The 12,908-nt window shown below is 73.0% G+C and carries 10 protein-coding genes; 7 read left to right on the plus strand and 3 right to left on the minus strand.

All coding sequences use genetic code 11. The features are described 5' to 3' along the window. Positions 1-7: 7 nt before the first annotated feature. On the minus strand, positions 8-1,231 hold the full coding sequence (locus ACZ7P3_RS39445) for a L,D-transpeptidase (protein WP_472089279.1): 1,224 nt from the start codon (positions 1,229-1,231) through the stop codon (positions 8-10). Positions 1,232-1,449: 218 nt separating this feature from the next. Between ACZ7P3_RS39445 and glgX the strand changes: the two genes are divergently transcribed. From glgX to ACZ7P3_RS39470, 5 genes are all read left to right on the plus strand, one after another. Continuing rightward, on the plus strand, positions 1,450-3,696 hold the full coding sequence (gene glgX, locus ACZ7P3_RS39450) for a glycogen debranching protein GlgX (RefSeq protein WP_472089280.1): 2,247 nt from the start codon (positions 1,450-1,452) through the stop codon (positions 3,694-3,696). A 112-nt stretch (positions 3,697-3,808) separates the two neighbouring features. Further along, a complete protein-coding gene (locus tag ACZ7P3_RS39455; RefSeq protein ID WP_472089282.1) occupies positions 3,809-4,315 on the plus strand; it encodes a SigE family RNA polymerase sigma factor in 507 nt (168 codons plus the stop codon). A gap of 11 nt (positions 4,316-4,326) precedes the next feature. Next, positions 4,327-4,848: a hypothetical protein gene (locus ACZ7P3_RS39460; RefSeq protein WP_472089284.1), complete on the plus strand. Its 522-nt coding sequence runs from the start codon at positions 4,327-4,329 to the stop codon at positions 4,846-4,848. 74 nt (positions 4,849-4,922) lie between these two features. After that, complete coding sequence (locus ACZ7P3_RS39465; RefSeq protein ID WP_472089285.1) at positions 4,923-5,735, plus strand: dolichyl-phosphate beta-glucosyltransferase; 813 nt, start codon at positions 4,923-4,925, stop codon at positions 5,733-5,735. After that, complete coding sequence (locus ACZ7P3_RS39470; RefSeq protein ID WP_472089288.1) at positions 5,732-6,976, plus strand: hypothetical protein; 1,245 nt, start codon at positions 5,732-5,734, stop codon at positions 6,974-6,976. Before ACZ7P3_RS39465 ends, ACZ7P3_RS39470 begins: the two co-directional genes overlap by 4 nt. 38 nt (positions 6,977-7,014) lie before the next feature. On the opposite strand, the gene ACZ7P3_RS39475 is transcribed toward ACZ7P3_RS39470, so the two are convergent. Then, positions 7,015-8,871 carry an ABC transporter ATP-binding protein gene (locus ACZ7P3_RS39475; protein ID WP_472089290.1) on the minus strand — a complete coding sequence of 619 codons (1,857 nt, stop codon included), beginning with the start codon at positions 8,869-8,871 and terminating at the stop codon, positions 7,015-7,017. After that, a complete protein-coding gene (locus ACZ7P3_RS39480; protein WP_472089291.1) occupies positions 8,868-10,655 on the minus strand; it encodes an ABC transporter ATP-binding protein in 1,788 nt (595 codons plus the stop codon). The genes ACZ7P3_RS39475 and ACZ7P3_RS39480 overlap by 4 nt, the downstream gene beginning before the upstream one ends. 491 nt (positions 10,656-11,146) lie before the next feature. Here ACZ7P3_RS39480 and ACZ7P3_RS39485 point away from each other — a divergent pair, with 491 nt between their 5' ends. Then, positions 11,147-12,151, plus strand: a complete 1,005-nt coding sequence (locus ACZ7P3_RS39485; protein ID WP_472089293.1) for an ABC transporter ATP-binding protein — start codon at positions 11,147-11,149, stop codon at positions 12,149-12,151. Further along, on the plus strand, positions 12,148-12,882 hold the full coding sequence (locus ACZ7P3_RS39490; protein WP_472089295.1) for an ABC transporter permease: 735 nt from the start codon (positions 12,148-12,150) through the stop codon (positions 12,880-12,882). Before ACZ7P3_RS39485 ends, ACZ7P3_RS39490 begins: the two co-directional genes overlap by 4 nt. Positions 12,883-12,908: the final 26 nt, after the last annotated feature.

The following is a 12,908-nucleotide window of genomic DNA, read 5'->3' on the forward strand; positions in this document are numbered from 1 at the left end:
CATCCGGTTACTTGACCGCGCTGCCCGCTTTCCACTCCTTCCAGGCCATGTTCCACCCTCCGAGGCCGTTGTCGGGAGCGACGGTTTTGTCCTTGCTGTTGACGACCTCCACGACGTCCCCGACCAGGCTGCGGTCGAAGAACCAGCCCGCCGGGGTGTCCGAGCTGCCGCCCTTGATGTCCTGGAGGCCCACACAGCCGTGACTGACGTTGACGTGTCCCGGGGCCTCCGGTGACCAGTAGTTGCCGTGCAGGAAGGTGCCGGAGTCGGTGAGCCGCATGGCGTGCGGGACGTCGGGGATGTCGTACTCGCCGCCGAAGCCGACCGTGCGGCTGTTCATGCGGGTGACCTCGAGCATGTCCATCACCACCATCTTCCCGTTGTAGGTGGGGTGTTTCGGGGCGCCCGCGGTGATCGGCACGGTGGCGAGCAGCTGTCCGTCGCGCCGCACGTCCATCATGTGCCGCTCCGCGTCCACCAGGGACACCTGGCTGCGGCCGACGGTGAAGGTGAACGTCTTGTCCTGCAGGCCGTAGCTGCCCGGCGCCCCCTCGACGTCCCTCAGGCCGAGGTCGACGGTGACCTCGGTGCCGGGCTTCCAGTAGCGCTCGGGGCGGAAGTCCAGGCGGGTGGCGCCGAACCAGTGCGGGCGGATCTCCACGGGCGGCTTCGCGGTGACGCGTACGGCGCGTTCGACGGCGGCACGCCGGGCGATCTCCCGGCTGAAGGAGAGGGAGACGATCATGCCGGTGCCGACGGTGGCGCGGTTCTCGGGGGTGACGTAGCCGATGAACCGCTCCTCGGGGACATAGGTGGTGAAGGTGGTGTGCCGGGCCGAGCGGTGTCCATCGGCGTCGAGCGCGACCGCGTCGACGGTGTACTTGGCGGCGAGCGCCAGCCGGTCGGCGTCCGGTTCCCAGGTCAGCCCGTCGGCGGCGATGTGCCCGGGGACCGGGGAGTCCTGGGCGTCCTGGGACTTGACGACGGTCACCTTCTCCAGGCGCCCGCCGGGCACCCGTACCCGCAGCCGCTGCTCGGGCCTGACCTCCTTGCTGCCGTCGTCCGGGGCCACCCGGATGACGTCCTCGGGGGACGGCGGTTTGCCGAAGACCCGGTCGATGTCCAGAGGGCCGGAGCCGGCCGAAGAGCAGCCGGCCAGCAGGCCCGCCCATGTCAGTACCGCGGCCAGCGCGGCCCCCGCGCGGCGTGCGCGTCCTTGTACGTGCCTCACGCGGGGCTCAACGACCGGGCACGCCCCGGGGAAACGTGAGTGCGACGCCAGTGCTGGGCAGAACTGTGGGAAGGACGACGCGAAGGGGAGCCGCCGCGCCCGCGTCGGAGCCGTCGGGGCGCAGCCGTACCGGGCGGCCGGGTATGCCCAAGGGCACCCCGGCCCTTCGGCGCGGCCGGCTGCGCCCAGGGGCGAGCCACTGAAAGAGGGGCCGACAGGTGACGAGCGCAGCGGAGCAGCAGGCACGGGCCGAGGAGCCGGCCACCGGGAGCGGGCACCCCGCCACCGCGGTCAGCGGCTCCCGTCGCGCCCTGCCGCCCGTCCCTCCGGCGTGGCCGGGTGCGCCGACTCCGCTGGGGGCCCGGTTCCGGGTCGGCCCGGACGGGGTCGCGGGCACCAACTTCGCGCTGTGGGCGGCCGGGGCGGAGGCGGTCCGGCTGTGTCTGTTCGACGAAGGCGGCCGGGAGACTCAGGTTCCGCTGGCCGAACTGACGCACGAGATCTGGCACGGCTTCGTACCGGGTGTGATGCCCGGGCAGCGGTACGGCTACCGGGTGGACGGCCGCTGGGACCCCTGGGTGGGCGCCCGCTGGAACCCGGCGAAGCTGCTGCTGGACCCGTACGCGCGCGCGGTGGACGGCGAGTTCGGCCTGCCGCCCGAGGTGTACGGGCACGTCCGGGACTGGCCGCAGCAGCAGGTCGCCGACACCGTGCGCGACGACCGGGACTCGGCGCCGCACGTCCCCAAGGGTGTCGTCGTCGACGATGACGACGACTGGGAGGACGACCGCCGGCCGAAGACGCCGTGGGCCGACTCCGTCATCTACGAGCTGCACGTCCGCGGCTTCACCAAGCTGCACCCGGGCATCCCCGGGGAACTGCGCGGCACCTACGCGGGGCTGGCGCACCCGGCCGCCGTCGAGCACCTGGTGCGGCTGGGCGTCACGGCCGTGGAACTGCTCCCGGTGCACCAGTTCGCGCACGAGGACCACCTGCTGCGCCGGGGGCTGAAGAACTACTGGGGCTACAACTCCATCGGCTATTTCGCCCCGCACGCGGCCTACGCGGCCTCCGGGACGACGGGGCAGCAGGTCGGCGAGTTCAAGCGGATGGTCCGCGCGCTGCACGCGGCCGGCATCGAGGTCGTCCTCGACGTGGTCTACAACCACACCGCCGAGGCGGGCGAGCTGGGCCCCACCCTCTCCCTGAAGGGCATCGACAACCGCGGCTACTACCGTCTCCAGGACGACGCCCGCCGCTTCGCCGACTACACCGGCTGCGGCAACACCCTGCACGTGGTCCAGCCCCAGGTGCTGCGCCTGATCACGGACTCGCTGCGCTACTGGGTGACGGAGATGGGCGTGGACGGCTTCCGCTTCGACCTGGCGGCGGCGCTCGCCCGCTCGATGCACGACGTCGACATGCTGTCCCCGTTTCTGGCGGTCATCGCCCAGGACCCGGTGCTGCGCCGGGTGAAGCTGATCGCCGAGCCCTGGGACATCGGCTCGGGCGGCTACCAGGTGGGCGCCTTCCCGCCGCTGTGGACGGAGTGGAACGACCGCTACCGCAACACCGTGCGCGACTTCTGGCGCCATGCGCTGCCCGACGTACGGGAGATGGGCTACCGGCTGTCCGGCTCCAGCGACCTGTACGCCTGGGGCGGCCGCCGCCCCTACGCCTCGGTCAACTTCGTCACCGCGCACGACGGCTTCACCCTGCGCGACCTGGTGTCGTACGAGACCAAGCACAACGAGGCCAACGGCGAGAACAACCGGGACGGCACCGACGACAACCGCTCCTGGAACTGCGGAGCGGAGGGCGAGACGGACGACGAGCGGGTGGGTGCCGTGCGGCGCCGGCAGCTCAGGAACCTCCTGACGACCCTGCTGCTGTCGACCGGGGTGCCCATGCTCGTGGCCGGCGACGAACTCGGCCGCACCCAGCGCGGCAACAACAACGCCTACTGCCAGGACAACGAGATCAGCTGGCTGGACTGGTCCCTGCTCGACGACCCGGCCTGGCGTCCCCTGTGCGACCTGACCGCGCGGCTGATCGAGCTGCGCCACCGGCACCCGGTGCTGCGCCGCCGCGCCTTCTTCTCCGGGCGCGCCCACTCGGCGGACGGGCTGCGCGACCTGGCCTGGTTCACCTCCCGGGGCGAGGAGATGACCGAGGGCGACTGGTACGCACCCGCCGCCACGCTTGGCATGTATCTGTCCGGTCGGGACATCCCGGGCCGCGACGAGCGGGGCGCGCCGGTGGTGGACGACAGCTTCCTCGCGGTACTGCACGCGGGCGACCGTCCGACGGGCTTCGTCCTGCCGGGGCCGCCGTGGGCCGAGCGCTACGAGGTCCTGGTCGACACCTCCCGCGAGGACCAGGCCGAGACCCCGGGCACGGTCCACCCGGCCGGTGCGGAGATCACGGTTCCGGCGCGGGCCGTGCTGCTGCTGCGGGTCGACTGACGCTGTGTGACCCCTGTGCGTGACGCGGATCACGCCCGCCGAGTGCAGCGCGGAAGGGCACCCAGGGCCTTTCCCTCTGTGAGGACAGTCGGCGAGAACGGGGACAGCGGGCATGGAGCAGGCTCGGGCAGGTGAGTACGACGCGTTCGTGGCGGCCCGCTGGTCGGTGTTGTTCCATCTGGCCCGGCTGCTCACCGGGGGCGACCGGCATCGGGCCGAGGACCTGTTGCAGGAGTCCTTGGTCAAGCTGTGGTTCGTCTGGCCGAAGGTCGCCGACGAGGCGCCCGAGGCGTATGTGCGCAAGGTGCTGGCCCGGGCCGCGGCCCGCTCGGCCCGCCGGCGCTGGTGGGGCGAGCGGCCGGTCGAGGAGCTGCCCGAGGTGGCGGCGGCCGGCGACCTGTCCGCGACCGTCGCCGAGCGCTCCCGGCTGGAGGCGGCGCTCGCGCAGCTGAGCCCGCCGCAGCGGGCCGCCGTCGTACTGCGCTACTACCAGGACCTGCCCGACCGGCAGGTCGCGGAGACCCTGGGCTGCCCGGTGGGCACGGCCCGGTCCCACGCCGCGCGCGGTGTGGCCCGGCTGCGCCGGCTCCTGGCCGACGTCATCGAGCCGGTGGGGTGAGGGAAGAAGCCATGGACCACTTCGAACGGCAGCTGACGCAGCTGATGCACGGCACCCAGGAGCACAGGCCCTTCGAGGCCGGGCACCGGGAGCGGCTGCGCGCGGGGGTGCGGACCCGGCGCCGGGTCCGGGCGGCGCGCCGGGCCGCCGGATCCGTCCTGGCGGTCGCCGGGCTGGGTCTCGGGCTGTTCCTGTGGCCGCACGCACCGGGCACGGACCAGCCGAGCGCGCCCCACCCGCGGCCCGTCATCAGCCCGGTGCCGAGCCCGAACACCTCGCCCTCGCCGGACGACTCCCCCAGCTCGCCGCCCAGTTCGTCCGCGACGCAGTCGCCGGACCCGGGCGGGACGCCGGAGACCTCCTCCCCGCCCGCGACGTCGGGGAGCACCGACCCGGTCTCCGACCCGCCCACCGGCACGGCCACGTCGACCGCCGATCCCCCGGACGGGTTCACCCCACCGTCGCCCACGGACTCCCCGAGTCCCCCGGACGACCCGTCGCAGACCCCCACCTCGACGGCCACCCCGGGATAGGGCGCCGCACCCCGTCACCTCACCGCCGCGCGTGCCTCAGACGCGCCTCGCACCCGAGAACGCAAGGGACTTACGTGATATATCTCCGCCAGAACCGGACGGTACCGGCCAGGACCCCGCTGCCGCGGCGCGCGCCCCTGCCCGTCCACCACGGGGAGCCGGTCCTGGACCTGGCCGTGCCGGTGTTCAACGAGGAGAAGGACCTGGGACCGAACGTCCGGCGGCTGCACGCGCATCTGCGGGAGACGTTCCCCTACCCGTTCCGGATCACGATCGCCGACAACGCCAGCACGGACCGCACCCCGGCCATCGCCGCGGGGCTCGCGGACGAACTCGCCGAGGTGGAGTGGATACGGCTGCCCGAGAAGGGGCGCGGCAGGGCGCTGCGGGCCGTCTGGTCGGGCTCGCGGGCTCCCGTGCTGGCGTACACCGACGTGGACCTGTCCACCGGGCTCGCGGCGCTGCTGCCGCTGGTCGCGCCGCTGATCTCGGGCCACTCCGACCTGGCCATCGGCACCCGTCTCGCGGCCGGTTCCCGGGTGGTGCGCGGCGCGAAACGCGAGGTCATCTCCCGCTGCTACAACGTGCTGCTGCGCTGCACACTGGCCGTCGGCTTCTCCGACGCGCAGTGCGGCTTCAAGGCGGTGCGGCGCGATGTCGCCGAGCGGCTGCTGCCGCTGGTGCGGGACGGGGAGTGGTTCTTCGACACCGAACTGCTGGTGCTCGCCGAGCGGGCGGGGCTCAGGATCCACGAAGTGCCGGTGGACTGGGTCGACGACCCCGACAGCCGGGTCGACATCCTCGCCACCGCGCTGGCCGACCTGCGCGGGATCGCCCGGATGCGGCGAGATCCGGGCCGCCGCCGTTCGGGATCGGGCGCCGCATGAGCACGACCCTGCACCGCATACCCACGCCGGCCCCCGACTGCCCGCCCGGCCTCCGGCAGCGGCTGCGTGCCGCCGCCCGCCACCACGGCCCGGTCCTCGCCTTCTACGGCAGCCTGAAGCTCATCGGCTTCTGCTCTTTCATGTACCTGCTGGACTCGGCGGGCGACTTCCGCACCAAGCACCCCCGCTTCGGCGGCGGAGCGCACGCCTGGGACGTGCTCGCCACCTGGGACGGCTGGTGGTACCAGCAGATCGCGGTGCACGGCTACGACCCGAAGCTCGTCCCGATCCCGGGCGCCACCGGCCTGATCACGCTGGAGGGCAACTCGGCGGCGTTCTTCCCGCTCTACCCGGCGATGATGCGGCTGACGTCCGCGGTCACCGGCCTGGGGCCGTACGGCGCGGGCATCCTGGTCTCCGTCCTCGCCTCGTTCGCCGCCGCCCTCGGGATCTACGCCGTCACGGAGCGGCTGGGCGGCCGGCGGGCCGGTCTGGCCGCGGCCGGCCTGTGGGCGGTCTGGCCCGGCTCCGGCGTGGAGTGGGCGGTCTACTCGGACTCGCTCTACGTCGCCCTGGCCGCCTGGACCTGCTATGCCGTCATGACCCGGCGCTGGCTCACCGCCGGGGTCCTCACCTTCGCGGCCGGGCTCAACCGGCCCACGGCCGCCGCGCTGATCGCCGCGCTCGGCGTGGCCGCTCTGTGCGCGCTGCGCGACCGCCGCGACGGCGTGCTGCGCCCGCTGCTCGCCCTGGCCCTGGCCCCGCTCGGCCTGCTCGGCTACCTGGGCTGGGTGGGCCACCGCATGGGCGACTACGGCGGCTACTTCAAGCTCCAGTCGGGCGCCTGGGCGCACAGCTTCGACTACGGCAAGCAGACCTTCGACGTGCTGACGTCCGTACCGGTGGGCCACTACGACTATCTGTCCGCCTGGCCCTTCGCCGATGTGATCGGCGTCGGGGTCGTCCTGCTGGCCTTCGCCCTCGTCCCCCTGCTGCTGCGGCTGCGGCCCCCGGCGGTGCTGGTCGTGCACACCGTGCTGACCCTCGTCCTGGTCCTCGGCAGCCAGCAGATCTTCGCCAACGTCTCGCGCTATCTGCTCCCCTGCTTCCCGCTGTTCGTCCCCCTGGCCCTGGCGATGCGCCGGCTGAGCCTGCGCATGCAGTTCACCCTGTTCGGCATCGCGGCCCTGGCCTCCGGCTCGTACGCGGGGTACGCGCTGTTCGAACTCGGGGTGCCGTAGGACGGACACCGGGCGGACGTCGTCCCGGCGCGCCGCGGCTACGCCAGGCTGTCCCGCCAGGCCCGGTGCAGGTCCGAGAAGCGGCCCGTGCCCGCGACGAGTTCGTCCGGGCGGCCGTCCTCGACGATCCGTCCGTGCTCCATGACCAGGACCCGGTCCGCGATCTCCACGGTGGACAGCCGGTGCGCGATCACCACGGCGGTACGGCCCCGCAGCACCGTCGACATCGCCCGCTGCACGGCCCGTTCGCCCGGGATGTCCAGGGAGCTGGTCGCCTCGTCCAGGATCAGCACCGCCGGGTCGGCGAGCAGCGCGCGGGCGAAGGCGACCAGTTGGCGCTGCCCGGCGGAGATCCGCCCGCCACGCTTGCGCACGTCCGTGTCGTACCCGTCGGGCAGCGCGCTGATGAACTCGTGCGCGCCGATCGCCTTCGCGGCCCCCTCGATCTCCTCACGGGTGGCGTCGGGACGGCCGATCGCGATGTTGTCCGCGACCGTGCCCGAGAACAGGAAGGCCTCCTGCGTCACCATGACCACCCCGCGCCGCAGCTCGGGTACCGCCAGCTCGCGCAGGTCGACGCCGTCCAGCAGCACCCGGCCGTCGGAGGGGTCGTAGAACCGGGCGAGCAGCTTGGCGAGGGTCGACTTGCCCGCGCCCGTGGAGCCGACCACCGCGACGGTCTGCCCGGCCGGCAGGGTCAGGTCGAAGCGGGCCAGCACCTCCCCGCCGGTGCGGTAGGCGAAGCGGACCCCGTCGAAGACGACCTCGCGTCCGGGCGACTCCCCCTTCGGCGGCGGCAGTTCCCGAGGCTCCGACGGCTCCGGCACGGACGGCGTCTGCGCCAGCAGCCCGGCGATCTTCTCCAGGGAGGCGGCCGCCGACTGGTAGGAGTTCAGGAACATGCCGAGCCGGTCGATCGGGTCGTACAGCCGCCGCAGGTACAGCACCGCCGCCGCGAGCACGCCCAGCTCCAGCGAGCCGGACGACACCCGGTAGGCCCCCCACAGCACGATCGCCGCGACCGCCGTGTTGGCGACCAGCCGGGAGCCGACCACGTACCGGGCCATCTCCAGCAGCGCGTCCCCGTTGGTGCGCTCGTGCCGCCGGTTCAGTACGGCGAACTCGGCGTCGTTCGCGGCCTCCCGGCGGAAGGCGCGCACCGGCCGGATGCCGTTCATCGTCTCCACGAACTTCACGATCACCGCGGCGATCGCCGTCGACCGTGCGCGGTACACCCGTCCCGCGCGCCGCTGGTAGAGCCGGACGAGCAGGTACAGCGGCACGAAGGAGGCCATCGCGACCGCGCCGAGGCCGAGATCCAGCCAGAGCAGCATCGCCGAGATGTAGACGAAGGACAGGACGACGGTCACCAGCTCCTGGAGCCCCTCGTTGAGGAGTTCGCGCAGCGATTCGACGTCGGTCGTGGAGCGGGAGATCAGCCGGCCCGAGGTGTACCGCTCGTGGAAGTCGAGGCTCAGCGCCTGCGCGTGCCGGAAGATCCGCCCCCTGAGGTCCAGCAGCACGTCCTGGCTGACCCGGGCGGACGCCTCGATGAACGCGAACTGCAGCCCGCCGGAGACCAGCGCGCACAGCAGATAGCCGACGGCGACCGCGATCAGCGGCCCGTGGTGGTGGTCCCGGAGCGCCGGTACGGCGTCGTCGATGGCGTACGCCACCAGCATCGGGCTCGCCTGTACGGCCGCCTGCTGGAGCAGCAGGAGGAGCGTGGTGAGGGCGGCCCGGGCCCGCATGGGGGCGAGCAGCGAGCGCAGCAGTGCGGCCGTGGCACCGGGCGGGGTGGGCAGGACGTCCTGGTCGAAGGGGTCGCCGGCGCCCCGGGGGCCGGCGGTGCGGTCGTCGTCCGTGGCGGGGGTGGCCGTGGTGGTCGTGGTCATCGGTTGCCCTCGTCTTCCCCTGGGTCGCCGGACATCAGGTGGGCGTACTCGGCGTTGGTGCGCAGCAGTTCCTGGTGGGTGCCGACGGCGGTGATCCGGCCCCCCGAGAGCAGGGCGACCCGGTCGGCGAGCAGCACCGTGGACGGGCGGTGGGCCACGATCAGCGCGGTGGTGTCCGTGAGGACCCGGCGCAGCGCGGCCTCGACGGCCGCCTCCGTGTGCACGTCCAGGGCGGACAGCGGGTCGTCCAGCACCAGGAACTCCGGGCGGCCGACGACCGCCCGGGCCAGCGCGAGACGCTGCCGCTGGCCGCCCGACAGGCTCAGGCCCTGTTCGCCGACCTGGGTGCCGGTGCGCTGCGGGAGCGTGTGCGCGAACTCGGCCTGCGCGACGGCCAGGGCCCGGTCGAGGTCCGCCTCTCCCGCTCCCTCCGCGGCTCCCATCAGCACGTTCTCGCCGACGCTCGCCGAGAAGAGGGTCGGCTCCTCGAAGGCGACCGCGACCTTGGCGCGCAGTTCCTCGCGGGGCATGGCGGTGATGTCCACACCGTTCAGGGTGATGTGGCCGGAGGTGACCTCGTGCAGCCGGGGGACGAGGGCGGTGAGGGTCGTCTTGCCGCTGCCGGTGGCTCCGACGAGGGCCATGGACTCGCCGGGGCGTATGTGGAGGTCGATGCGGTCGAGCAGGGGCGCGGAGTCCGGTGCGGCGTCGGGGTAGCGGAACCGGACGTTCTCGAAGCGGAGGCCGGACGCCGTCCCGGTGCCGGTGCCGTGCCCGACCGTGCCGGCGCTCTCCGGCACCTCGTCCATCGCCTCGAAGTAGCGCTCCGTGGCCGTCGCCGCCTCCTGGCTCATCGCCAGCAGGAAGCCGATCGAGTCCACCGGCCAGCGCAGCGCAAGTGCCGTGCTGAGAAAGGCCACCAGCGTTCCCGCCGACAGCTCGCCGTCGGCCACCCGCACGGCGCCCAGCACCAGCGCCGCTCCGATCGCCACCTCCGGAAGCGTCACGATGACGGCCCAGATGGTCGCCAGCAGCCGCGCCTTGCGCAGCTCCGTGGAGCGCAGGGCGCCCGACAGTTCCCGGAACGCCCGCGCCTGGCTGCGGTGCCGGCCGAAGCCCTTGACGATGCGGATGCCGAGCACGCTCTCCTCGACGACCGTCGTCAGGTCGCCGACCTGGTCCTGCGCGCGCCGCGCCACCTCGGCGTAGCGCCGCTCGAAGACCACGCAGGTCCACATGACCGGGACGGCCGGTCCGAGGATGACCAGCCCGAGCACCCAGTCCTGCATCAGCATGATCACCACGCCGACGAGGATCGTCACTCCGTTGACCAGCAGGAAGGTCAGCGGGAAGGCGAGGAACATGCGCAGCAGCATCAGGTCGGTGGTGCCCCGGGACAGCAACTGGCCGGAGGCCCAGCGGTCGTGGAAGGCGACGGGCAGCCGCTGCAGATGCCGGAAGAGCCCGGCCCGCATCTCCGCCTCGACGTACGACAGCGGACGGGCCACCAGCCAGCGCCGTATGCCGAACAGCACCGCCTCGGCGATCCCGAGGAGGAGCAGGTACAGCGCGCCGAGCCGGACACCGGCCGGGTCCCGGTCGGCGACCGGCCCGTCCACCATCCACTTCAGGACGAGAGGGATCACCAGTCCGGCGCAGGAGGCGACGATCGCGACGAACGCGGCCGTGAACAGCCGGGCCCGCACGGGACGGACGTACGGCCACAGCCGCAGCAGGGCACGAACGGCGGAGCGTTCCTCGGTGGTTGCACGTGTCGTGGGCATCACCGCGAGCGTACGGACCGGCACTGACATCGCCCACCGAGTTTCGGCCGGGCCCGGGTCCGCCGTTGGTCCTACGACCTGCCTGTCCGAGGGGCCGTGCAGGGTCCGCCGGAGGCTGCGCACAGGGGGCGCGGCGCGCGTGCACGGCGACCGGCAGAGGCTGCGCGCGAGGGACGCGTGCACGGCGACCGGCAGAGGCTCCACGCACGCAAGGGGCGCGTGCGCGGCGACCGGCAGAGGCCGGGCGCGAGGGACGCGTACATGGCGTCCGGCAGAGGCCGGGCGCGAGGGACGCGTACATGGCGTCCGGCAGAGGCCGGGCGCGAGGGGCGCGTACACGGCGTCCGGCAGAGGCTCCGCACAGGGCGTGCCCGGTCTTCCTGCGAGGGCTCCGCGCGCGAGGTCGTAGCCCGGCATCAACCGATCGGACGATGCCGCTTCGAGCGGGCCGGCCGATGTGCCGGACCCCGCCCGCCCGGGATTCTCGACCCATGCCATCCGTCATCGAAGTAACCGATCTGCGCAAGTCGTACGGCGGCCGGGCCGTGGTCGACGGTGTCTCCTTCGCCGTCGAGGAGGGCGAGATCTTCGGGATCCTCGGCCCGAACGGCGCCGGCAAGACCACCACCGTGGAGTGCGTCGAGGGCCTGCGGGTCCCCGATGCCGGCCGGATCCGGGTCGCCGGTCACGACCCCGTCGCCGACCACGACGAGGTCGCGAGGGTCCTCGGCGCCCAGCTCCAGCAGAGCGAACTCCAGCCGAAGCTGACGGTGCGGGAGGCGCTGGAGCTGTACGCCGCCTTCTACCCGGACCCGGCCGACTGGCGGCCCCTCGCCGAACGCCTGGGCCTGACGGCGATGCTGGGCACCCGGTTCGGCAAGCTGTCCGGAGGGCAGCAGCAGCGGCTGTCCATCGCGCTGGCGCTCATCGGCAGCCCCCGTGTCGTGGTGCTGGACGAGCTGACCACCGGACTCGACCCGCGCGCCCGCCGTGACACCTGGCAGCTCATCGAGGACGTCCGCGCCGGCGGTGTCACCGTGCTGCTCGTCACCCACTTCATGGAGGAGGCGCAGCGGCTGTGCGACCGCATCGCGGTCATCGACAGGGGACGGGTCGCGGCGCTGGACACGCCGGCCGGTCTCATCCAGCGCTCCGCCGGTGCCACCGTCGTCTCCTTCACGCCGTCCGTACCACTGGACGAGCGCGACCTGCACGCGCTGGCCGCCCTCGCCTCCGTCGAGCACCGGGACGGCCGGATCACCCTCACCGGCACGGACGAGACGGTCAATGCCGTCATCTCCCTGCTCGCCCGCCACCACGTCACCGCCCACCAGTTGCGCGTCACCGACGCCACCCTGGACGACGCGTTCCTCGACCTGACCGACGGCACCACCGACGGCCGTAGCGGCGACGACACCGACGGCCGTACCGACGGCGTCACCCATGACCGTACCGACGGCCCCGCCGGCGGCCGCACCAAGGAGGAAGCGGTATGAACACCGCCGTACTGCGCACCGAGTTCCGGCTGTTCCGCCGCGAGCCCGCGGCCATCTTCTGGATCTTCCTGTTCCCGACGCTGCTGCTGGTGATCCTCGGCTCGATCCCGTCCTTCCGGGAGGTCGACAAGTCGATGAACGGGCTGCGGCCCATCGACGCCTATGTGCCCGTGGTCGTACTGGTGGCCCTGATCATGTCCGGTGTGCAGTCGCTGCCGCAGGTCCTCACGGGCTACCGGGAGCGCGGCATCCTGCGCCGGATGTCCGTCACTCCGGTACGGCCCTCCTCCCTGTTGTCGGCGCAGATGGCCGTGCAGGGCGTGGTCGCCCTGGCCTCGGCGCTGCTCGCGCTCACGGTCGGCCGGGCCGCCTTCGACGTCACCCTGCCCCGGCAGCCGGCCGGCTATCTGCTCGCCCTCGCGCTCGCGGCGGCGGCCGCCCTCGCCCTCGGCAGTGTCGTCTCGGCGCTGTCCCGGACCACGAAGATCGCGAGCGCGATCGGATCGGCGGTGTTCTTCCCGATGATGTTCTGCGCGGGCGTCTGGCTGCCGGTCCAGGCCATGCCCCACGCCCTGGCCCGCGTGGTCCAGCTGACCCCGTTCGGCGCCGCGGCACGCGCCTTGAACGAGGCGGCCTCCGGGCACTGGCCGGGCTGGACGCACCTGGGCGTGCTCGCGCTGTGGACGGTGCTCCTGACGGCGGGTGCCGCCCGCTGGTTCCGCTGGGAGTGACCGGTGTGGGGACGCTCCGGGCCGTG

This window comes from Streptomyces sp. NPDC107581 (assembly GCF_055657175.1).

What these genes read in the sequence shown, in the direction of transcription:
- ACZ7P3_RS39470 (WP_472089288.1), top strand. Translation starts at nt 5,732, where the DNA reads ATGAGCACGACCCTGCACCGCATACCCACGCCGGCCCCCGACTGCCCG.
- ACZ7P3_RS39455 (WP_472089282.1), top strand. Translation starts at nt 3,809, where the DNA reads ATGGAGCAGGCTCGGGCAGGTGAGTACGACGCGTTCGTGGCGGCCCGC.
- ACZ7P3_RS39460 (WP_472089284.1), top strand. Translation starts at nt 4,327, where the DNA reads ATGGACCACTTCGAACGGCAGCTGACGCAGCTGATGCACGGCACCCAG.
- ACZ7P3_RS39490 (WP_472089295.1), top strand. Translation starts at nt 12,148, where the DNA reads ATGAACACCGCCGTACTGCGCACCGAGTTCCGGCTGTTCCGCCGCGAG.
- ACZ7P3_RS39485 (WP_472089293.1), top strand. Translation starts at nt 11,147, where the DNA reads ATGCCATCCGTCATCGAAGTAACCGATCTGCGCAAGTCGTACGGCGGC.
- ACZ7P3_RS39475 (WP_472089290.1), bottom strand. Translation starts at nt 8,871, where the DNA reads ATGACCACGACCACCACGGCCACCCCCGCCACGGACGACGACCGCACC.
- ACZ7P3_RS39480 (WP_472089291.1), bottom strand. Translation starts at nt 10,655, where the DNA reads ATGCCCACGACACGTGCAACCACCGAGGAACGCTCCGCCGTTCGTGCC.